A 22,486-nucleotide genomic window follows, 5' to 3' on the forward strand; every position below is an offset into this window, starting at 1 on the left:
AATCGGTCTCGCGTTGGCAGCTCCACATAAACCTGGATCTACTTTTTAGCCTCTAAAAAGATATGTCTTGCCTTGATCGCTTGGGGAGTAATCTCCAGCACGCCAAAGCTGTATTTGGGTTCCCGCCGTTTGTCAGTAGGAGACCCGGGATTAAACCACAGGATGCCCCCGCTTTCCGCGAGGTAAGGCTTGTGCGAGTGACCAAACAGCACAGCGTCTACGGGTTGGCCAGCGAAGACCCGCTCTGCATTGTTCTTAGCCCCATGCCCGCCGCCTGGGAGATGACCATGCGTCAGTCCGATCCGCCTGCCGCCCAGCTCGAGAACTTTATGCCAGCCGAACTTTCGGATAATGTCATTGGGATCATTGTTTCCAGCCACACCCTCAACCGGCGCAATCGCTCTTAATTGCTCGTAAACCTCCATCGTCACCCAATCCCCTAGGTGGAGAATCATATCGCAGGTGCGGAAGGTTTGGCGAAGTTTGACAGGCAGCTCCGATCCACGGCGCGGAATATGGGTATCCGATACGACTCCGATGCGCATACGCGTTACCTCAACGGTGAAGCGGCCATGCGCACATAGGTGTGCCGACGCCCGCGGATGGCGATGGATGCCGCTTGGATATTTTCTGGGATGGCCATACCCGCGTAACCAGCATCCCCGATGTGTACGATGTCGGCGCCAGAACGTTTGGCGCTGAGGGCAATCTGCCGCACCGTAGATTCGTCCGCACCTTCCTGACTTGTGCCGATCGCCGCCAAAACCAAAGCCCCCCGCGCCTTAACTTCCGCGATAACTCGGGCTAACTCCTCCTCGCGCACGCCCGGGACGGTTCCCGGAGCTGGCAGCAGCACAACATCCGCGCCGGCTTCAGCGAACCGAATTGCAGCCTCGCTGTCCAACACGCTGCCGCGAGTACCCGCGCCATGCATTTTGCCAGCAATGATCAAGCCATCGAATTCTCGCTTGGCCACATGGATCGTATGCAGGATGCGTTCATGGGTCACGCCGGTTTTCGGGTTGCCCGTCAAGCACACGAAATCCACGCCCAGCCGCTTGGCTTCGACCAAGCTCTGCGCCGTTGCCTTGCGTCCTTGAGGCAGCTCATTAAGCCCTTCAACTGCATCAGCCGACTCATCGACCGGCTCCAAATTGATGCCAACCGGCAGTCCCGTGAGTCGCTGCAGTTCTGCGATCGGGTTTCGCGTGCTCGTCGAGCTCTCCTCACTGCCACGATCCGGGGCAAACAAATCCCGCGACGCAATACCGCGAATCTGCGGGTGAAATACATCAAAGACGTTCAACAAGATCATGTCCGCGCCGAAAGCTTTGGCCAGCTCCGCATTGGTGATCTCGGGCAGCAGCGGCTGTGATGTTACCACCGTTTCCGCCATCACCGTTCGTCCTTCTGCTGCCAAAATGGCTCCCTTTAGAGCTTCGCGATCCATCTGACGAAAATCCGAAGCCCGGCAGTCCAAGATCCGTTTCATAGGCTACCCCTCCATTCGTTCCAAGTTCTGCACATCACCTGTATCACCAGTGTAGCACGCCCAAATGCTTCAGACTATGCGAACTTCCTGTGAATCAGTATCGTTTCAAATAAACCCTTGCTTCATAGGGGCGCAACGGTAAATTCAATAGATCCTCGTGCTCCTGCGGAGCGTAGTTGGAGATTAATAATTCAATGTCCTCCGGCTCCATTGCCTCTACCGGCCATTCGAATACCGGCTCCTCGGAACTAAAGTTCAGGATCACCAGCAAGCGGCTCTTCTCCAACTTCCGGGTAAACGCATAGATCTGTGGATGATCGCGAAGCAGCAGCTCGTATGCGCCGTAGACAATCACCGCATGTTCTTTTCTTAAACGAATCAGTTTTTTGTAGTAATGGTATATCGAATCGGGATTACGGATCGCTTCCTCCACATTGATCCGTTCGTGATTCGGGTTCACTCGGATCCAAGCGGATTCGGCTGTGGTAAACCCGGCCTGTGGTCCAGCATCCCATTGCATGGGGGTGCGGGCGTTATCCCGACTCTTGAGACGAATCGCTCGCATTATGTCCGCCTCCGGAACACCGTTTCTCCGCTGCTCCTCGTAGTAGTTAAGCGTCTCTACATCACGATAATCGTCAATCGAATCAAAGACCACGTTCGTCATGCCGATTTCCTCACCCTGATAAATGTACGGCGTTCCCTCCAGCATATGGAGGAAAGTCGCCAGCATTTTCGCGGACGGTATGCGGTAAGGCTCCTGATCGTTTCCGAAACGGGAAACTGCGCGCGGCTGGTCATGATTGCACAAATAATTGGCGTTCCACCCCCTGCCATGCAGCACGGTCTGCCAGCGGGAGATGACTTCCTTTAAGTCCGTCAGCTTCCACGGTACAACATCCCATTTGCCGCTGCCCGCAGAGGCCGCATCCAGAAACATATGCTCAAACTGAAACGTCATATTCAATTCCCGCCGGTCATCGCCAACGTAACTCAGTGCCTCTTCCGGGCCTAACCCTGACGTTTCGCCTACGGTCATAATGTCATAGTAATACAACACGTTATCATGCAGGTCTTGCAGAAGGGTATGTACATCATCCAGATTTGAAAACAACTCGTACGCCCGAACCGTTGGTGTCTGCTGCGGATTGTCCGCATCCGGCAGTCCTTTTGCCTTGGCGATATGCGCGATGGCATCAAAGCGGAAGCCGTCCACACCTTTTTGAAGCCACCACTTCACCATATCATGAAGCTCACGGATGACGGCCGGATTTTCCCAGTTCAAGTCGGGCTGATGTTTGGAATACAAATGTAAATAATATTCGTCGGTACGTTCATCATACTCCCAGACCGAGCCGCTGAAATACGACTCCCAGTTGTTTGGCGGACCTCCGTTTTTGCCCTTCCGCCAAATGTAGTAATCCCGCTTTGGATTGTCCTTGGACTTCCGGGATTCCAGGAACCAGGGATGCTCGTCCGAAGTGTGGTTTAGCACCAGGTCCATCATCAACTTCATTCCCCGCGCGTGCAGACCTTCCAGCAGCTCATCAAAGTCCTCCATCGTGCCAAAAGCGGGATCGATCTTATAATAATCGCTAATATCATAGCCGTTATCATGCCCCGGCGATTGATAGATCGGACAGATCCAAACGACGTCGACCCCAAGGTCCTGCAAATAATCCAGCTTGGACAGGATCCCGCGCAGGTCACCCACTCCGTCCCCATTCGAATCCTTGAAGCTGATCGGATAGATTTGGTACACGACGCTTTCTTTCCACCAAGTCCGCTTCATGTCCGACTCCCTTTCTCGTTTTTCCTTTAGCTATTTGCATCGAACCCGTTTTGTATTACAAAAAAAGCCCAGGAACCCAAAAGTTCCCGAGCTTGAATACATTTAAGCGTAATGCTCCACCACTTGGACGTATTTCCGATGCACTTCCGCCCGTTCCGTTTCCAGCTTGCGCTTCGCGGTTTCCAGCTGGCGTTGCACCTCGCTTACCGCCGAAATCTGGTTCCGGACTTGATTTAAACCGTTGTTGATTCGTCCCTGGACCATCCAATCCGAGAAAATATCGTCAAAGAAATAGTCCGCAAACTTCAGCAGTCCGCCGATTTCCAAATCCATGGATATGCTCGCTCCGACGTCGCTGAGCTCCCGTTGATACACACGCAGACTTTGCCGTGCAGCTGTCACATGGTCCATTGCCTCATCAATCCGCGAGTGCTTGATATGCGTCGACAACATCCCGCCGCCCAGCATGTCGTACGTCCCCCAATTTTTCGCAGAACGCAGATCTTCTTCCGCTGCATTTAGATCATGCAGGGCGGATCGCCCAGCTTGCAGCGCTTCATCCACCTCTTTCAACTGCACAGTGAGGACCGCTTCGCGTTCAGCCAGCTCCCGCAGCTCTCCATCCTCCTCCAGGATCTTCCGCTCTTTGGCTTGAAATACACGTTCATACTCGTTCTTCCATGAACCCAGCTCGAGCAGTTTGCGCTCAATCTCCACAATTTGCCGCTCCATATCGCGCACCGCAGCTTCTGCGGCATCATATCTCATCTTGGCTTCCAGCACTTCCTGCTGCTCCCGATCCAGCTTCTCGGCTTTGTTGCCAAGTAAGGTAGCCAATAAGTTGGACACTGACATTGACGACAGCTTCCGAACATCTTCTTCCTCTGCAGCCAGCTTCTTCTGCCACCGGTTCCGTTCTTCTTGCAGACCAGTTAACTCTTGCTTCAGGTTTTTAAGGCGTTGCTGCCACTTCTCCTGATTCCGGCCCTTCTCTTTCAGTTCTGCCATGCGAGCGTTAAGATCCTCGAACAACCTAAGCTCCTCCCTTTCCCGCCGGAACGGTTGTCCTGTCCGGCCTGCGTAGTTTCGATATCCTGTTCTACGTTGGTCAAGAGCGAAAGTTTCAAAGCGGTCGTTCCCAAGCTGCAGCGCCATTCGCCTCAGCACTCTTCACGATCTCCTCACACAGCCGATGGGTTTCCAACGAATCTTGCAGTGAGATAGCCGGTTTCATTCCTTCGCGAACACAGCGGATAAAATGGTCGATAATCTGTACGAATCCCCGCCGATACAACACCGGATCCCAGTCCTTAAAAGTCAACCGTTTCGCCTCACCGCCAACATAATGTTCCGTTGTGTTCAACCCGTCTACCCGCCATTTTTGACCGGGGCTCATCACTTCCAGGATTTCATCGTTAGCCCCTGAGTCACGGTTCATGATACCGATGCAGGTAAAGCCGTCACCCTCCAACTGAAGTGTGACATGGTACAGCTTGCCCTCCTGTACTCGGGTCGAGATATGAAAGCTTTGGACGTCACCCGGTGCCAGAAACCGCAGCGTATCCACCACATGGATATAATCGTCGAACACGAAGCGGCGAGCATAATCGGGCGAAGGCGTCCGGTTTTTCTGCAGCAGCACTAGCCGACGATCCGGCTGATCCTTGAGGGCTGCGTTCATCGGAGCAAACCGTCGGTTGAAGCCCGTCATAAGCAGCACGCCTTTTTGCTCCGCTCGTTCGCTGAGCCGTTTGGATTCCTCGTAATGATAAGCGATTGGCTTATCCACGTAGACGTGGATTCCGTTCTCAATCAGTTGCTCCACCACCGCCGGATGGGACTCCGTTGCCGAATGGACGAACGCAGCATCCACGCCGGACTTCACAAGCTCGTCCACGCTTCCAGCCGTCTCTGGGATGCGGTATTTAGCCGCCAGCTTGGTAAGTGTCTCCTGATTTCGTGTACTCAAGACGAGTTCGACGTCCTCCCTCGCCGTAATCACAGGCAAATACGCTTTTTGCGCAATATCGCCGAGTCCGATGATTCCAATACGCATCTTTTGGGCCTCCTCAGCATAGCTTCATAATTTCGTTGGAGTATATGGGTCAACGTTTCCTTTCATTTTGGCATAGGAGAAGGAAGATGTAAATTTACCGCAGCAAAAAAAGAAACCCCCATGTTGATCATGGGGGTCTGTTCGACTGTTCGATTAAACGAAGGAAGGTTTCGTATGGTCTACATCACCCGTGAGAACCTTCACATATTCCTTATCTCCGCCTTCGACGGAAGGACCAATATAGAGAATACCTTTAGGGCGGCTGGATTGAAGCTTACGTCCCTTTGTACGCTTGGCATCCATCATCATCGATGGGGACAAATGCTTGGAAGCCTTGGAAACCGGGGCAGTGCCTTGCTTCAGTTTCAAGTTACCTCGCTTCATACCGAATCCCCTCCAAGGATATAATGAATGGTCCGCAGCAGTTCATTGTTATCAGATACGATGAGGCCTAACTGCTCTTCGGTCAAGTGATGCCTTCCGGAAAAATGAACCGAAAGCACATGTTCTCTACCTAAAGGATAGCATAGGATGTATACCTGTTCAACTTCAAGACGTCTAAAGAAAGCCCATTTTGAGGTTAAATATGCATCTAACACGTAGATCGGCTGTTGTCCGGATTCCACCCGCACTTTGTTCTCATGAAAGGTAAAAAATCTGCCTTTCCCTACGTTGCCTCCTACTTGCCCCATCCCCTCATCTCCCTGTGCCTTCCATAGCGCAGCACCGGTTACCAGATACCCCGGAGGAGGAAGAATCGACGTCCGAATGGCTTCGCTCAAAGCGTTGTAACGTTCCTGATCATCGGGTACGGTTATATTTTTGTTATAAGTCCAAAAGAGATGCAGGATCCGGCGTTTACGCTCCAGCTCCATTTCCATTCTTGCAAGTTCATCGCGCGGGTCTTGGTAACATCCTTCTTCTTGAATTGCTTTGATAAGCGAGCGGCAGGCGACGGCGACAGCCGCCTCGTCATTCCCATCCGTTCGCACCTCATATCTTAGCAACGTTAAGCCTTGAAGATCAGATAAGAGATGATATTCTGAAATTTCCTCCCCTGGAATGAGATCGCCGCTCTCTCTGATCTCCTGCGGGATGATGGCAAACACCCGCCTTCGTCCCAATCTCCCCCAAAACAATCCCATTTCAAAAAGGGTATTGTCCCGGGTGATCAAAACAAACTTCCCCCGATAGAAAGCGACATCATCCGGTGCAAATATGAACACCCCAAAGTCGTTCTTGCCGAGTTGCTTCTCCAGTGATTCCATCGTGTAGTCATTGCCTTCGAACGCGCCGGCATACCATGGAGTTACCTGGGCATATCGGTTGATCTGGGCCTGGATCCCGCTCGCGATCCCGATCGCTTCCCTTGAAGATCCAATAAAGACGTTCGGCTTGGTCACATCCACAACTCCACAGCTCCTTGAAAAACGAATCATCTTTTCCTAATTATACCATCCCGATTCGTTCTGTGCAGGTGGATGGAATACTTGACGATATCGTACTCCGATGAAGACTGAAAGTACGCTCCACCCTCCTGCCAACAAGTAAACGTAGATAATTCCGAACCCCTCCGCGATGAAGCTCATGAGCAGCAGAGATATTCCAAACAGGAAATTCTGCAACGCGGATTGAGCTGATAGCACTTTGGGCAACTGATCCGGACCGGCGCTGCGTTGCGTAAACGTTTGGCGGGCAACTCCGACTAGTTCGGAAAACGGACCGGTCAACAGCACTATGCCCAGCGTCAAAACAGCGGAAGTGTTTAACGCAAAGGCAAAGGTCAAAACGGCATATCCGAGCATACCGATCAGCAGTGCTGGGTACAACCGATTCTCCAACTTGTTTACCAGAGCTACAATCCACAGTCCGCCTAATACAGCCCCGGCAAAATAACCAGCGTTGATATACCCCCACCATGATTCATCCCGGTGTAAAATATCGCGCACAAATACAAGCAAAAAAGCCCCCGACCATATCGAACCGCCTAACAGTTCCATCATCTCCATCCAGGTTAGTGCACGCAATCTTGGCAATCGCCATAGGGTGATCCACCCCTCTTTTAACGTTTCCCAATGAGAGATGGCCCGTCTGGATCCCCTATCTCCATTTGCTGCCATAGATGTTGTATTTCGAAGTTGCCCTCCGATCGGATCTACGATTCGGGTCGTAGCCAACATAGCGATTCCGTAAGCTCCAGCAACCGCAGCAAGCACCGGAAACGAACCAAATTTCGCCACAACTACACCGCTGAGCGCCCATCCTGCAAACTGGATGACTTGATCCGTCACCGCGATCATACTGTTCGCTTTCAGCAACGTATCGTCCCGAACCAGCCTGGGAATCAGGGCATTCCTTGCAGGTGTCGTCCAACCGTCGAGGAAGGAAATCACTAAGATCACTCCATACAGAATGCCCGGGGCAGTTCCACCAATCCATGGGGAGACATATAACGCAAGCAACGAAAATAACAGAAACTGACCGCCTTGCGAAATCGATAATATTGGGGTCAGTCGAAATCTGGCGATCACCAAGGGAGCCAGCAAGCTGCTGATTAACTGGGAACTCACCCGAATAAAAGGAACCAACGTCGCAAAGATGATGGATCCGGTCTGATCCAGGACCAGCGTAATAAAAGCGACAATATACAGGACGTCCGCCATGTTAGACAAGGTTTGCGAACTCCATAACCAAAAAAAGGACCGTTTCATCCCCGTATCACTCCTTTGTTCCAAACCAAATAACCCGGAAAATCCGGGGTCAAAAAAAAGGTTAGGTTCAAGAGTGAAGGATCAAATCGGTCCCATGCTTAATCTCCCTATATCTATCGTGTTGATTCGGATTTGCTCGCCTTAAGGCTCGTAAATCATCTTCCGCGTCATCCCGCCGTCAACTACTAGATGCGCGCCGGTCACAAATGTATTGTCCGGGTGAGTCAAGTACAGGCAGGCCCGGGCGATATCCTCCGGAGTTCCAACGCGTCCTGCCGGATGCTGCTTGTGATCGATCTCGCGCAAAGCATTGTAATCGCCGGTTTCAATCCACCCCGGACTGATGCAATTCACGCGGATGCCGTCCGGGCCAAGCGATACAGCCAGCGCATGCGTAAGCGATACGATGGCTCCCTTGGAAGCGGCGTACGCCTCCGAACCAGGCTCAGACATGAGCGAACGTGTAGAGGAGATATTCACAATGGCTCCACCCCGGCCGCTCCCCTTCACACGTTTGGCCATCTCACGGGAGGCTATAAACGTACTTCGCACATTGGTGTTCAGCACATCGTCCCATTCCTCTACCGTGAGCTCATAGGTGGATTTAAATCGCGATACTCCCGCATTGTTAATCAAAATATCGATCCGCCCCAGTTCACGCTCAGCTGTCTCCATTAAACGAACAATGTCTGCCTCCTGGCGAACATCGCAAGGCACGAATAAGGCTCGTCCCCCGGCCTTGCAAATTGCCTCCACCGCCGTTCTGCCGGTTTCCTCATTGAACTCCGCCAGTACGACAGACGCACCTTCCCGAGCATAAGCTTCAACCACACCGCGGCCAATGCCCTGCCCTGCTCCCGTGACAATGACGGTCTTGTTTGCAAAAGACATCCCCAAACCTCACTCCTTCTGTCCGCTCTCCGCAATGTGACGGATTAATCCCGGCAGCCAATCGCCCAGCGCTTCAAACTGATATCCTGCTTCACGAGCTTTGGTATTGTCCATCACCCACGAGCTTGGGATGCCAAACGGTGATTGATGCTCCTGAGTCGTTTCACGTTCGATCAATGCTTGTTTGCCGGTGATCGATTCAATTAAGCGGATAATTTCACCAATGGTAATTTCCCCATCAGAACAAGCGTTCATCGGGCCAGTCAGTTCGTTATCCCCCAGCCAGGCCAAGAACTTCGCCGTTTCCGCTGAAGTGATAAAGGAGATCGATGCGTCCGGATTTGGAATCCCAATCGGCAACCCCTGCTGGATATGCTCGACATGAAAATGCAACCGGCGCGTATAATCATCCGGCCCTAACACAATCGGAATCCGCAGGGCGCTCACCGGGAAATCTGCCTGTTGGAAAAAAGCCGCTTCAGCCAGTCGTTTCCCTTCCCCATAATCAAACGCCTGCCTGTCCCCAAGCTTCAGCTCATAATGATAAGGATCAAAGTCTTCTTCGGCCAAAGGCGATTTGCCGAGCTTATAGACCGATAAAGTGGAGGTCAAGACATACTTCCCGACGCACCCCTTGAATGCCCGCACCGCAGCAAGCGCTTCGTTTGGAGAATAACAGATGTTATCGTACACCAGATCCCAAGGTCCCGCCGCAGCCGCCTCTTGCAACGATTTCTCATCTGTACGGTCCAGCCGCAGCTGCGTGACCGGCGCATCAAACTGGGCCTCCGTTTGGCCTCGGGTCGCAACCGTAACCTCATGCTTCCCCGAGCCTGCCAGCAGGTTAACCAGTCTTTTGCCAAAATAACGAGAACCGCCGAGTACTAGAATCTTTGCCATTTCTTCTTCCTCCGATCACCGGCTAATTCCCTTTCACGGGATTAACGCGTTGTAAACGTGCTTTTGATTAAAGATAAAGCGGTCAGCATCCCAAAGAAAAACAATTGCGGATCTCGCACGATCTCAAAATAACCCACGATATAGATCTGTTTCACATACATCGTGATGATTGGATAGATCAGCAACAGGAAGCTGGGCACAAAAACGAAAGCAAACAACGGGCGATGGAACTTCCGCCGATTTGGAAAGCCGTTCAAAAAGCTTAAATACAATCCAAATGCTAAGCCATAGGCAATTTTGCCAATCAAGCCGTAATCGATTTTACCCAGCGTTTGTGTCTTATGATTCATCATGTCAGTAAACTGATGTCCATAATACATCAATACCAGGGCTCCAAGCATCCAGATGAAATAATAAAAATACCCTTTTGAGCTCTTCATGTATCTACTCTCCCTATGGATGGATCAAAAAGCCAATAACCAAATTTTATCATGAAAATGCAGGGAGAAGCAGGTTTTGTTGGCGGGAGGGATTGGATGAAGTTCTAACGGACCACAGAGCCCTTATTTCATTGATTTTGTGCTTGATAAAAATTTAACGGACTTCTCAATGACCTTATTCACGCTCAGTTTGCCTTGAAAGGAGCAATTTCCGGGAAATAAGGCCTCTGGGGTCCGTGAATGATCGATTTAAAGCGTTTGGACTCAAAATAACGTCATCTGAGTCCGTTATCCGTTAGGTCTAGGTGAGGCCCCCCTCGTTCAATGAGGAACCCGCAGCTCCCTCCTCAACCAGCTTTAGCAGCGGCCAGCGTCTGAGCCATTTTTTGTCGTGGACCCGATTCTGGAACACGTGATGATCGTGAAAATACGGCCCTTGCCGAACCCGAAGCGACAGGAGATCGTCCAGCCCGAAGGGCGCGATCAGCTCGACCTCCCCCGCTGCGTTCAAGCGTGCGGCCACCGCCGTTGCCGTTTCCGGCCAATACCGCATAGCATCCTCAACCGAACGGTAAGGCGGAGTACCGTTGCGCAAATGCATGCGCGCCTGATTTTTCACCGACCAATTCAACCGAGGATTTCGTTCGCGCAGTCTTGCATCATTGGCTTTCTCCGCCTCCTCATCTAGACACGATGGATCATAATACAACACATCCACATCGTGCAGCGGCGTCCGTTCAGCATAGCCATGCAGCACGTCCCAGACAAAGTTGCGGATATATCCGGCGGCGATGCAGCCCTGAGGCAACTTCAGCTCAGCAACAAGCTGCAGATCCGTCATCATGTCCGGCTGCCGGCGAATCGCCTCAATCAAATCGGCAGCACCAGTAATCGTTGATATCATCAGCTCCCTGCCTCCTGCTGTTTTAATGCTTCATCCTTGGGCAGCAGGACGGTGAGCAGACCGATCAACGGCAGCAAAGAGCAGACCTGCATAATGAACAAAATGCCCGCCTGATCGGCAAAGTTCCCCAACACGGCAGACCCTAAGCCGCCAAGCCCAAAGGACAAGCCAAAGAACAAGCCCGAGATCAGCCCGACCTTTCCCGGCAATAACTCCTGCGCATACACGACGATGATCGAAAACGCCGAGGACATGATCAGGCCGGCAATGACAACGAGTACGCCTGACCAGAACAGGTTGGCATAAGGCAACAACAGCGAAAACGGCGCCGTCCCGAGGATAGATACCCATATGATATTGCGCCGCCCATAGCGGTCCGCGATCGGCCCGCCAAAAAACGTGCCCACCGCCGAAGCCGCCAAAAAGGCAAAAATATACCATTGAGCCGTATCTTTCGCAACGCCATAGTGGTCCATAAGGAAAAATGAATAAAACGTCGAGATACTGATCGAGTATACGTTTTTAGAGAACAACAGCAGCACAAGCACGGTAATAGCCAGCATGATTTTGCCCCGGCTGAGCCGGCTCTTCGGTCGAGCTGCTCCACCTGCGGCTTTCGAACCCGCTGCACGCAGCTTACGTGGTTTCAAATCCTGGCCGCTGTACCATTTTGCTACGAAAAACTGGATGACGATCGCCGCAACCGCTGCCAAAGCAAACCAAGCTACGCTGGTCTGACCTAACGGGATAAAGATCAAAGCTGACATGATCGGACCTAACGACGCCCCGATGTTCCCGCCGACTTGAAAGATCGACTGCGCCAGGCCGCGTCTTGGACCCGCCGCTAAATAAGCTACACGCGACGACTCCGGATGGAACACCGACGACCCCAGCCCAATAGAGGTCACTGCCAGCAGAATCAAAGGATAACTGGGAGCAAAGGCCAGCATAACGATGCCCGCCAGCGTGAAGCAAACTCCAAGCGGTAGAATATAAGGCCGGGGCCGAACATCAGAGTACAAACCAACCAAGGGCTGGAACAAGGAGGCTGTCATGTTCATGGCGAACGAAATCCAGCCGATTTGGCCATAGGATAACAAGAGGGATTCGCGCAGCACCGGGAATAAGGCCGGAATCGCGGATTGCATCGTATCGTTTAATAAATGCACCGTGCTGATCGCAAAAAGAATCGGATAGACCGTAAGTACAGGATTCGCCGACTTCACGGCGGTTGACTGGTTCATCATGACCTCACATTTTTTCGGTATAGAATGGTGATTCATTTATTTGGGTATGTTTTTATCTGGATCTGATCCGAACCGTTGGTTGCGGTTTAATCCATCGATCGCCTGCATCTCCTCGGCACTTAATTCGAAATCAAAGATATCCGCATTCTCTATAATCCGAGCTTCCCGGATCGATTTCGGAATGGTGACGACGCCCAGTTGTACATCCCAACGCAAAATAATCTGTGCCACCGTTTTTCCATATTTGCTGGCAATGCCTTTCAGCAGCTCATGCTCCAGCAAATGACCTTGGCCCAGCGGCGACCAGGCCTCCAACTGAATGCCTTTCTCCGTGCAATAGCGAAGCAATTCTTTTTGAGTCAAATAAGGATGAAACTCCACTTGGTTGACGGCCGGCACAACCTTGGCTTCGGACAACAAATCCTCCAAATGGTGGATTTGAAAATTACTTACGCCGATCGCGCGTACCTTACCTTCGGCATACACTTTTTCAAGCGCCCGATACGTCTCCTTGTACTTCCCCTTCACGGGCCAATGCACGAGAAATAAGTCCAAATAGTCGAGCCCTAATCGCTTCAGGCTGTCGTCAAACGACTTCAGTGTCGTCTCAAACCCTTGATCCGAGTTCCACACCTTGGACGTTATAAATACATCTTTCCTTTGAAGACCGTTCTCTTGCAGCGCCTCCCGGACACCTTGACCCACGCCTTCCTCATTGCGGTAAGCGGAAGCGGTATCAATACTGCGGTAGCCCGCGCGGATTGCCGCCTTCACAGCTTGCACGACTTCCTCGCCTTCCTTGGCCTTAAAGACGCCAAGTCCCAGCCAAGGCATTTGAACTCCATTGTTTAATGTCACGCAGTCTTGCAGATGATTTGGCAACTTCGACATGGGTTTCGTCCTCCTTTATGTTCAGGCGATTTCTGGTAATATCCTACATCAAGTCAACCGAAATGAACAGAGAACAAACCAAAAAGACCGCCCAAAGGCAGTCTCAGAGGCAGGAAAATCGTATTCCTATCGTTAAGTATTTAAGAAGGATAAGTATAAGATCAGGCAGTTTCTCTGGATCGACGCAGCTTTTGTCTGGCGCGGTACAATACGATTTTGAAATGGGATAACGAGATACCCATCAAATCCGCCGACTCCTGATAAGAGAAGCCCTGTACGTCATACAGCAGCACCGCATGTTGTTGGTTCGGCTGCAGAAAAGCCAGCTGTGCGTAGAGTTCCCGGCGGCTCTCTTCGCCAAGCACGGATTTCTCCGGAGTATCGTCGCTCGGATACCGGTGAAAAAATTCATTTTCGTACGAGGACGACCGGCTTTCCTTCCGCAGCAAGTCGATATAAGCGTTATGGGCGACGCGAAGCAGCCAGGCCTTGGCTCTCTTCCCCTCTGCTTCGTGCAGGTGCATCAGCGCCCGGCAAAACGTCTCTTGCATCAAATCCTCAGCGATATGCGAGTTGTGGCACATGCTATACAAATATCGAAAAACGTCATTTTTATATTCGCGGTAAAGCAAATCCATAGAACGAGTCTTCATGATTGATTCCTCACTTTCTCCCGGCTTTCAAAAAACAAGGCTGTCTTTGTATCTCCGCCTTACTTGGTCCATTATGCCGAATAGAGTTTGCGTCCCGACTAAGAAATTGTTAAGTTTTCCTTAAGAATTTACTGCGTTTTCCTTAAACAAAAAGACGCCATCTGGCGTCATCCTGCGAATTCTAGTTGATATTTCAGGCGTCATCCCGGCGCAACCGTACCGTAAACGCGGTACGATACTCGTTGCTGTCCGCCGAGATGGAGCCATGGTGCAAATCGACAATATGCTTGGCGATCGCGAGGCCGATGCCGGAGCCCCCTGTCTGGGAAGCGCGTGACTTCTCCACACGGTAAAACCGATCAAATAGATGCGGCAAGTCCACAGTCGGAATCGGATCACCGTAATTGACAACTTCGGTGACGATTTCTTCGCCTTCCTGCCAGCCGCGAATATCCAGATACTTCCCCTCGTGACCATACCGGATCGCATTGGTCATCAGGTTCTCGTAGACCCTGCGAAGCTTGTCCCCATCCGCCTGAATGTACAGCGGTCCGTGCAGATACAGCCGGCATTCCATGCCATTCTCTTGCAGCTGCCAGCCGAAATGCGCAGCCATTTGATGAAGCATCTCCGCGAGATTAATCCGCCTGAATTCCAGCTTCATCTCCTTATTTTGCATACGCGTGTATTCGAACAAGTCCTGTAGCAGCTGCTTTAGCCGAAGTGACTCCTCGTAGGCCATGTTGACATAATAACGCAGCTCCACCTCATCGCGGTAACGGTCCTCTTCAATCAGTCCCAAATAACCGATTATCGAGGTAAGCGGGGTGCGTAGATCATGGGATACGTTGGTAATCAGCTCATTTTTCGTCTGCTCCGCCCGCCGTTCATCCTCGATGGAGGTGACCAGCCGGTCGATCATCCGGTTGATATCGGTCGCAAGCTGCCCGAGCTGCCCAACGTTCTGTACGGGGATTTTCCGTACGGAGCCGGCTTCAATTTTATGGACCTCTTCGATGAGCTGCTCCAAGTAGCGCTTCTCTTGACGACGAAGGCTGCGGCGGTAAAAGTACAACGAAAACAGCATTAGAATCGGTACGCCGGTCAAATAGTACGCTTCCGGGAAACCGATATTTCGGTTAATCCACAGCACCACATTGTACACCGTCATACTAGGGAAGCTGATAAAAAATAACCGCGCCAGCAAAATAAGCAAAAATAGCGCAATTAGTGAAGTGACGACGGTCCAGAACAACCAGGCAACAAAACGCAGGCTAGCTTTCAAGTTTGTAGCCAACCCCCCAGACGGTACGAATCAGCTTCTCCCCATCCATTTCCTTCTCCAGCTTATCCCGGAGGCGGCTGATATGCACGGTAACCGAATTGCTGCTGTCCAAATATTTATCCTTCCAAATCAATTCGAAGATTTCCTCAGAACCAAATACCCGTCCGGGATGGCTCGCCAACAGATGCAGAATGCCAAATTCGATTGGGGTCAGCTTCAGCGGGTTGCCGTCTACGGTCGCCGTGTGTGTTTCTTTATCGATCGCCAATGAGGCGATCTTGATAATATGATCCTGCGATGGCTGTGTTGAGCTTGGCGGCTGCACAGTATAAGAGGATCGACGAAGCAACGATTTGACCCGGGCGACCAACTCCAGCGGATTAAATGGCTTCACCATATAATCGTCCGCTCCGGTCATCAGCCCGGTTATCTTGTCCATATCGCCGTCCTTGGCGCTTAACATAAGGATCGGCGTGGTCTTGGATTCACGAATCTTCATACAAACGGAGATTCCGTCAAGCCCAGGGAGCATCACATCAAGAATCACCAAGTCCACTTCCTCCTGCTCGGTGATCTCCAGCGCCCGCAAGCCGTCCTCCGCCTTCAGTACATGATAACCTTCATTTATAAGATAGATTTCGATTAGTTTTGCGATTTTTTCGTCATCATCGACAATCAAAATACGTTTACTCATTCATCCAATCATCCTTTATTTGAGCTGGTTAGACAAGAGCACACAATACCATCATATCATGTCTCTTGCCTCCAAATCCAAATAAAAGGTTACAAATTCCAACCATTATTGTTTCCAATGGAAAGGGATGAACACGTGAAATCTAGAGCCTTTACCGAGCTCAGAAGCGACGGTAATCTCACCTTGATGGATGTCCACGATTTTTTTAACGATCGACAATCCAAGCCCGCTGCCCCCATCTTTGCGTGTACGAGCTTTGTCAGCTTTATAGAAACGCTCAAAAATATGAACCAAATCCTCCTCGGACATGCCAATCCCGTTGTCCGCCACCATAACTACTGCCCGCTCCTCTTCAGACGTAAGCGACACTCGGATTTCCCCGCCTTCCGGCGTAAATTTGATACTGTTATGAATCAGATTCATCCAGACCTGGCTGAGCAGATCCTCGACGCCCTCAATCTCCAGCTCGGAAACCTCCATCTGGATTTGAATGTTTTTGGCTAGCCACTGAGGCTCACAGGCTAATACCACATTTTGCAGCTGGCGGTCCAGCCGAAACCGGTTCGTCTGCAGCGAGGTACGGTCTGTTTCCAATGCGGAGAGCTTCAGTAAATTATCGCTCATCTGCGACAAACGGCGGCTTTCCGATTCGATAATCTCCAGGTAATGGTTCCGTTTCTCTGGCGATAAGTCCGGTCTGCGCAAAGCTCGGGCGAAGCCGCGGATTGAGGTTAACGGGGATTGGATTTCGTGGGATACGTTGGAGATGAAGTCCTGCCGCATCGTTTCCATTTGTCCCAATGCCCGTGCCATCTCATTAAAGCTGTTCACGATCGTTTCAAACTCCCTCATCCGTTCAAATCCATCGATCCGAACCGAGAAATCCCCTTGGGAGATCCGGCGAATCGCATCGATCACGCGGTTCAGGCTTCTCAGTTGACGAGGCCGGAACATCGCGGATATCAGAAGCATGATCAATAATAATAAGATGACACCGAAAATGACATTAAGCAGATCGATAACATAAGCCGAAAAAGGAGGCTCCCATCTTCGGTAAATCGCTGCAGTTCCCCAGCGCGCCAAAGACCAAGTGATTCCGAAACATGCGAGGATAATCAGAAACTGGCCGATTCGGAGCAGGATCTCTCCGGCTCTCTTCCAGAAGATCAACGTTCCCCCACCTCCAAACGGTAACCGAGACCACGGATCGTACGAATTTTAAATCCAAACGTTTCTTCGGGAAACCGTTCGCGCAATCGATTAATATGCACATCCAGCGTGCGTTCATTTCCTTCAAAATCGTATCCCCAGATGTCCTCAATCAGCTGTTCCCGGGGGAGGGTACGCCCTGCATAGCTGCCCAGCTTGAACAGCAGTTCGAATTCCTTCAGCGGCAGCGTCAGGCTGGAATCGCCATTTTCAACTTCAAAGGTTTTGCGATTCATTCGCAGCGTACCGATGGTCACGATCTGCGAGATCGACACTTGATACCGCTTGAGCAGCGCCTTCACCCGGGCAACGAGTTCGGCGGGTTCAAACGGTTTGACGAGGTAATCGTCCGTGCCCAGTTCAAAGCCCTTGACCACCTGCCGGGTCTCCCCCTTCGCCGTTAACATGAGCAGCGGCATCTCATAGTATCGGCGCAGCTCACGGCAAAGATCCCAGCCGTCCATCTCCGGCATCATGATGTCGAGGATCACCATGTCGACCTTTTCTGATTCCACTAGGGCCAGAGCCTCCCGGCCATTTTCAGCTTCCAACACTTGATCGATACCCGCTTCCTCCAGGAACAGGCGAACCAGCTCACGGATATGTTGATCGTCGTCCACAACGAGAATTTTAGCCATGCTACATCTCTTCCTCCTCGTTATCAATCGGTTCTGACTCTTCTTGGCTTGCGGCGATTTGCAGCTGCTGTGAGGCGAACTCGCGATACATGGCGTGCTGGCGCAAGAGCTGCTCATGTGTGCCTCGGCCCGTAACCTTCCCTTTTTCAATAAAAATCAACTGATCTGCCCCAATGACGGTCGAGAGCCGGTGGGCAATGACAATCGTTGTCCGACCCTTCATCAGGTTATTCAGTGCCTTCTGAACTACAATTTCCGAGCTGCTGTCCAGGCTCGAGGTAGCTTCGTCCAGCATGAGGATGTTCGGATCACGCAGTAATGCACGCGCAATGGCGATCCGCTGTCGCTGTCCCCCGGACAGCTTAACCCCGCGTTCGCCGACATCGGTATCGAACCCGTTTGGCAGTTCGGCGATAAAGCCATCCGCATACGCCATCTCCGCCGCCCGCTTCAGCTCCGCTTCGCTGACTTCGCGCTCGATGCCGTAGCACAGATTCTCACGGATTGTTCCGGCGATGATCGGACTTTCTTGTGAGACGTAGCCAATCATTCCGCGCCAGGAGCGCAGCGAGAATGAATCGATGGGGGCGTCCCCCAAGCGGATGCTGCCCTGCTGCGGTGTATAAAACCGCTCCAACAAGGCAAACAACGTCGTTTTGCCGCCGCCGCTGGGGCCTACAACTGCGGTTACGGTTCCCGGTTCCATCGTAAACGAAACGTCCTGCAGTACCGGCTCTTCCGGATTGTACGCGAAGGTAACTCCGTCCACGATTAACGGCTGATCCGCCTTGGTAATCTCCTGTCCTTGGTCAAAAGGCTCTTCCTCGGCATCCAGCGTTTGAAGAATCCGCTCGGTTGCCCCTTTCGCTTTCTGAAGTTGGGTGAAAAACGTCGTCAACTGCGTCATCGGCATGACAATCTGAACGAGGTACAAAATAAACGCCACCAATTCTCCGGCGGACAGCCCGCCGTTCGCTACCTGCATCCCGCCGTAGCCAATCACCACGACAAGCAGCATCATCATCACAAAGGCCATAAAGGGGCTAATCCATGCCATGACTTTACCCTCCCGTACACCGAAGGAGAGCAGTCTGCCGATCGCTTGGTTGCCGCTTTCGTATTCCTGCCGCTCCGCATTCGATGCTTTGACCAGGCGGATTTCGGACAACACCTGGCTTAAGGCCGCTGTAAACGAGGCGGTCTCGTCCTGCATAGCCAGTGAGATTTTATACATCGTCCGGCCCAGCGGCACAAGGATCAGTGCGGCGAGAGGGATCACCGCGGACATGACCAGGGTCATTTTCCAGTTCAAATAAAACAGGACGGCTACCGCACCTAGTATGGAGATAATCCCGCTGATAAAGCCGGAGACTTGTTCGGAGATCAACGTTTTGAGAATTCCGGTGTCATTCGTCATTCGACTGACCGACTCCCCGGTTCGAGTATTGTCGAAGTAGGATACCGGCAAGCGGAGCATCTTCTTCCACAATCGATCCCGAAGGCTGGCAACCATGCGCTGACCAGTATAATTCAGCAGGAAGATCGATACGCCGGAAGCGACGGACATCCCGATAAATGCAGCACCGATCCACAAGATCTGCGACCCGCTGATGGAAGACAGCGAAAAACCGTCAACGAGATTTTTCGTGAACATCGGAATGACGAGGCTGACCAACGTTGACAGGAGGCTGAGGACGATCGCGACAACAAAGAGCGGCAGCGGCGGTTTCGTTTCTCGCAGCAGGCGAAAAAACGCCTTTGAACTTCCTCCGCTTTGGCTCACTTGATCATCTATATTTTTTAAGTTAGGGTTATTCCTTGGCATGTGGTTCTCTTCCCTTCCCTCTCTATCTGAAACAAGACGAGCCGGACATACCGGCTCTAGGAAAAAGACTACATATCGAATTTAAACTGAAGTTAAACAATGTTAATGTTGAAACTAGAGATTTTCTACTTCCACACTGATGACATGGTTAATCTTCCGGAGAAAATGGTACAGCTCCGTCGTATACTCCTTCTCGGATGCGGTAATCACCATATCGACGCGCTGGCGGCCCTCCTCCAGGTCTTTGATCTTCAGCCGCCGAATCCGGTGCTTGTTCATCTTCGATGTTTGTTCCAGATCCCCGCTGCATTCAATGATCCGAATCAGTTCGGTGACGTTGCCATGATCCTCCATGACGATTTTGATGGAGACGTCACGTTGATTCAGCTTATAGGGTCCAATCCATTTAATGATATAAGGTACGACATTTACGGAGATGATCAGCAGAACCACCGTTAATGCAGCCGCCAGGTAAAAGCCAGTTCCGATCGCGATCCCAATCCCGGACGCCGCCCAAATCATCGCCGCAGAGGTCAGGCCGGAGATTCCTTCATTGCTTCGGCGAAGGATCGCCCCTGCCCCCAGGAAACCGATCCCGCTGACGATTTGCGCTGCCAGCCGCATCGGATCCATGTTCGGATGATCTGGTCCAGCGAATTTAGCAAACGCCTCGATCGACACAATCGTAACCAAGCAGCTGGCAATACAAATGACCATACTTGTCTTGATGCCCAGTGGTTTCTGCTTTAATTGCCGATCGATCCCGATAAATAGCCCGAACAATAGCGCGAGACACAGTTTTACAACAATTTCCATTTCGTTCATCATGATCGCAACTCCTCCAAGTATATAAGGTGAGTATAATTGTATTCGGCACTTTGGTGCAAATCGAACATCCCCTCCCAAAATATGAAAAAGAAACTCATGCGACTGGACACGCTACCTAGCCAGCAGGAGTTTCTTGGGCTTACTGTGTTAAACGTTCAGCAAAAATATCGTCGGGATTCGCATCAGAATAAGATTTCACAAACTGATCATAGGTACCTTCAAATGTGAACCTTCCTTGGTTCAGGAGATGAATTTTACAATCCACTTTCTGAAAATCATGCAGGGTATGGCGCCGGCGATTAAGTCAAAAAGAGTTGTTTTTCCTGAACCATTTTTTCCAATCAAGACCTGAATCTTCCCCGCTTCAAAGTCTGCACACAAATCGTTTAAGACCTTACGATCGGACTTCTTATAGGTATAGCTTAAATGACGAATGGTGATCATCGGTTCCTCCTTCGTTCAAGTGCGGTAAGTGGGGGATACAATTTTAATCCATTTGAAGCCTGTCGTTCCCAACCCCATGTAAAGGCCTGTGATAAGAAATAGATAAACGGAAGACAAGTGGCTGATCGGTTGGCCTGTAAACCACTCTGCAAAGACGAAAGTCAAATTCCGAACGTACTCCAGCGGGTTAATGAAAGCCATCACATGCCCAAGCGGAAACGGCAAGGAATCCGAGTTGGCGGAGATTAAAAACATCACCAGTACCGAGATATTGAGAAGGGTCATTAATGATTCCTGTCGGACAGGCAAGAATAGGATGTTCAGAACAAGCAGGGAAACCGCAAGCCCGCCAATCAGGCTGGACGTTAAAGCGGTCATTACAAAGGGGAGAAAATGCGCATAACTGTTCAAATATAAAGTCCCTGTAATTGCGGTGAACAACAGAATCATGAGGATGAGGAACACAAGCTGGCTGATCAATTTGCCTAGTATTACGCCATTTTTGCTGCCAGAAACGAATTTAAACATTTTTAAAAAGCCCGTTTCTCGTAACGAAATTAGACTTGTAGTCACTTCTACAGACATCACTAAAGTGATATAGGAGATAAACAAGCTAGACTGATGAATAAAAGTGTCTTCTTCCGGTTGCTGCATTAGCCATGGTGCATGATATACAAAAAAGAGAAAGAGCGGAAACACCAGATACCATAGGAAACCGATTTTGTGGTTCATCGTCATGATCGCAAACAACCGAACATACTCGTACACGATTCTCATTATTATAACTCCTTGATCAGTGACTATAGGGATATTTTTCTAATATTGTTAGAATTTCAATTATTCTCATTTTATTTATTCCCTGCTTCATTGGTCAAGAAGAAAAAAGCCTGAACCATCATGAAACGGCTCAGGCTTCTGAATTAATGAATCAGTTCAATTAGAATTTAGCAGCCAGTTCGGCAGCGCGTTTTACGCCATCATGAATGATTTCTTCGGCGCGGTCTTGGAATTGGTTGTGTCCTTCAACCACAACGACTTCCGGATCGTTAATGCCCCAGAAGGCCAGGGTGTTCTTCACATAGTTCAGGGACATTTCCAGCGCAGTCGCAGGACCTTCGGAATAAACACCGCCACGCGCTTGCAGCAACGCTACTTTCTTATCGCCAACCAAGCCCACCGGACCTTGTTCGGTGTACTTGAACGTTTTACCCGCTTGGTTCAAGTAGAACAGGTACGTCAACAGCTGTGCTGGAATCGTGAAGTTCCATAGCGGGAATGCAAATACGACCTTATCCGCATTCAGAAATTGCTCCAAATAGCCGTTAGCCAAGTCAGCAGCTTTTTGCTCTTCTGGCGTTGTTGGAATCCCGTTATTGACTTTGAACAGCCCGTTCAGCATATCCAAATCATAGTAAGGCAGGTCCAACTCAAACAGGTTCAATTCGATGATTTCATCATGAGGATGAGTTTCTTTGTACGTTTGCAAGAAGCTTTCGTACAACTTTACGGTAGCAGATTGCTCTGCTGGGCGATTATTAGCCTTAACAAATAAAACTTGAGACATTTGTGTTTCCCTCCGACTCTTC

Annotated in this window: 24 protein-coding genes; all 24 read right to left on the reverse strand. The window is 50.9% G+C overall.

Annotation, left to right across the window (positions count from 1 at the left end):
- Nucleotides 1–38: 38 nt before the first annotated feature.
- The 24 genes from M891_RS0111430 to M891_RS0111545 all read right to left on the reverse strand — a co-directional run bounded on the left by M891_RS0111430 (nt 39) and on the right by M891_RS0111545 (nt 22,464).
- The gene (locus M891_RS0111430; RefSeq protein ID WP_028538930.1) at nt 39–545 is read right to left on the reverse strand and encodes a metallophosphoesterase family protein; all 507 of its coding nucleotides are present in this window, start codon (nt 543–545) and stop codon (nt 39–41) included.
- A 5-nt stretch (nt 546–550) separates the two neighbouring features.
- Nucleotides 551–1,492 (reverse strand): DUF7916 family protein, encoded by a 942-nt coding sequence (locus M891_RS0111435; protein ID WP_028538931.1) that lies wholly within the window; start codon nt 1,490–1,492, stop codon nt 551–553.
- 94 nt (nt 1,493–1,586) lie between these two features.
- Nucleotides 1,587–3,284 (reverse strand): glycoside hydrolase family 13 protein, encoded by a 1,698-nt coding sequence (locus M891_RS0111440; protein ID WP_028538932.1) that lies wholly within the window; start codon nt 3,282–3,284, stop codon nt 1,587–1,589.
- A 102-nt stretch (nt 3,285–3,386) separates the two neighbouring features.
- Entirely contained in the window at nt 3,387–4,316 is a 930-nt protein-coding gene (locus M891_RS0111445) for a hypothetical protein (protein WP_028538933.1), read from the reverse strand.
- Between the two features lie 91 nt (nt 4,317–4,407).
- The gene (locus M891_RS0111450; RefSeq protein WP_028538934.1) at nt 4,408–5,340 is read right to left on the reverse strand and encodes a Gfo/Idh/MocA family protein; all 933 of its coding nucleotides are present in this window, start codon (nt 5,338–5,340) and stop codon (nt 4,408–4,410) included.
- 153 nt (nt 5,341–5,493) lie between these two features.
- Complete coding sequence (locus tag M891_RS0111455) at nt 5,494–5,724, reverse strand: hypothetical protein (RefSeq protein ID WP_028538935.1); 231 nt, start codon at nt 5,722–5,724, stop codon at nt 5,494–5,496.
- Nucleotides 5,721–6,749 (reverse strand): TIR domain-containing protein, encoded by a 1,029-nt coding sequence (locus tag M891_RS0111460; RefSeq protein ID WP_016312301.1) that lies wholly within the window; start codon nt 6,747–6,749, stop codon nt 5,721–5,723. Before M891_RS0111460 ends, M891_RS0111455 begins: the two co-directional genes overlap by 4 nt.
- Before the next feature lie 36 nt (nt 6,750–6,785).
- Nucleotides 6,786–8,051: an MFS transporter gene (locus tag M891_RS23775; RefSeq protein WP_051416944.1), complete on the reverse strand. Its 1,266-nt coding sequence runs from the start codon at nt 8,049–8,051 to the stop codon at nt 6,786–6,788.
- A 141-nt stretch (nt 8,052–8,192) separates the two neighbouring features.
- Nucleotides 8,193–8,942 carry an SDR family NAD(P)-dependent oxidoreductase gene (locus M891_RS0111470; RefSeq protein ID WP_028538937.1) on the reverse strand — a complete coding sequence of 250 codons (750 nt, stop codon included), beginning with the start codon at nt 8,940–8,942 and terminating at the stop codon, nt 8,193–8,195.
- A 9-nt stretch (nt 8,943–8,951) separates the two neighbouring features.
- Nucleotides 8,952–9,842, reverse strand: coding sequence for an NAD-dependent epimerase/dehydratase family protein (locus M891_RS0111475; protein ID WP_028538938.1), 891 nt, complete (start codon nt 9,840–9,842; stop codon nt 8,952–8,954).
- A gap of 41 nt (nt 9,843–9,883) precedes the next feature.
- Complete coding sequence (locus tag M891_RS0111480; RefSeq protein WP_016312305.1) at nt 9,884–10,282, reverse strand: hypothetical protein; 399 nt, start codon at nt 10,280–10,282, stop codon at nt 9,884–9,886.
- Nucleotides 10,283–10,583: 301 nt separating this feature from the next.
- A complete protein-coding gene (locus M891_RS23780) occupies nt 10,584–11,186 on the reverse strand; it encodes a nucleotidyltransferase family protein (RefSeq protein ID WP_051416946.1) in 603 nt (200 codons plus the stop codon).
- The gene (locus M891_RS0111490) at nt 11,186–12,433 is read right to left on the reverse strand and encodes an MFS transporter (protein ID WP_371859497.1); all 1,248 of its coding nucleotides are present in this window, start codon (nt 12,431–12,433) and stop codon (nt 11,186–11,188) included. Before M891_RS0111490 ends, M891_RS23780 begins: the two co-directional genes overlap by 1 nt.
- A gap of 36 nt (nt 12,434–12,469) precedes the next feature.
- On the reverse strand, nt 12,470–13,315 hold the full coding sequence (locus tag M891_RS0111495) for an aldo/keto reductase (RefSeq protein ID WP_028538940.1): 846 nt from the start codon (nt 13,313–13,315) through the stop codon (nt 12,470–12,472).
- A 170-nt stretch (nt 13,316–13,485) separates the two neighbouring features.
- Complete coding sequence (locus M891_RS0111500; protein WP_016312309.1) at nt 13,486–13,977, reverse strand: sigma-70 family RNA polymerase sigma factor; 492 nt, start codon at nt 13,975–13,977, stop codon at nt 13,486–13,488.
- Nucleotides 13,978–14,170: 193 nt separating this feature from the next.
- Nucleotides 14,171–15,262, reverse strand: coding sequence for a sensor histidine kinase (locus M891_RS0111505; RefSeq protein WP_028538941.1), 1,092 nt, complete (start codon nt 15,260–15,262; stop codon nt 14,171–14,173).
- Nucleotides 15,252–15,956: a response regulator transcription factor gene (locus M891_RS0111510; protein ID WP_028538942.1), complete on the reverse strand. Its 705-nt coding sequence runs from the start codon at nt 15,954–15,956 to the stop codon at nt 15,252–15,254. The genes M891_RS0111505 and M891_RS0111510 overlap by 11 nt, the downstream gene beginning before the upstream one ends.
- Before the next feature lie 105 nt (nt 15,957–16,061).
- Complete coding sequence (locus tag M891_RS0111515) at nt 16,062–17,126, reverse strand: sensor histidine kinase (RefSeq protein WP_051416948.1); 1,065 nt, start codon at nt 17,124–17,126, stop codon at nt 16,062–16,064.
- Nucleotides 17,123–17,803, reverse strand: a complete 681-nt coding sequence (locus M891_RS0111520) for a response regulator transcription factor (protein WP_028538944.1) — start codon at nt 17,801–17,803, stop codon at nt 17,123–17,125. Before M891_RS0111520 ends, M891_RS0111515 begins: the two co-directional genes overlap by 4 nt.
- A gap of 1 nt (nt 17,804) precedes the next feature.
- Entirely contained in the window at nt 17,805–19,628 is a 1,824-nt protein-coding gene (locus tag M891_RS0111525) for an ABC transporter ATP-binding protein (RefSeq protein WP_028538945.1), read from the reverse strand.
- Nucleotides 19,629–19,742: 114 nt separating this feature from the next.
- On the reverse strand, nt 19,743–20,456 hold the full coding sequence (locus M891_RS0111530; RefSeq protein ID WP_016312315.1) for an MgtC/SapB family protein: 714 nt from the start codon (nt 20,454–20,456) through the stop codon (nt 19,743–19,745).
- A 240-nt stretch (nt 20,457–20,696) separates the two neighbouring features.
- The gene (locus tag M891_RS0111535; protein ID WP_028538946.1) at nt 20,697–20,900 is read right to left on the reverse strand and encodes an ATP-binding cassette domain-containing protein; all 204 of its coding nucleotides are present in this window, start codon (nt 20,898–20,900) and stop codon (nt 20,697–20,699) included.
- Nucleotides 20,901–20,915: 15 nt separating this feature from the next.
- Complete coding sequence (locus M891_RS0111540) at nt 20,916–21,677, reverse strand: hypothetical protein (protein WP_028538947.1); 762 nt, start codon at nt 21,675–21,677, stop codon at nt 20,916–20,918.
- Nucleotides 21,678–21,837: 160 nt separating this feature from the next.
- The gene (locus M891_RS0111545) at nt 21,838–22,464 is read right to left on the reverse strand and encodes an FMN-dependent NADH-azoreductase (protein WP_016312318.1); all 627 of its coding nucleotides are present in this window, start codon (nt 22,462–22,464) and stop codon (nt 21,838–21,840) included.
- Nucleotides 22,465–22,486 lie beyond the last annotated feature (22 nt).

Source organism: Paenibacillus sp. J14 (assembly GCF_000518465.1).
GTDB lineage: Bacteria > Bacillota > Bacilli > Paenibacillales > Paenibacillaceae > Fontibacillus > Fontibacillus barengoltzii.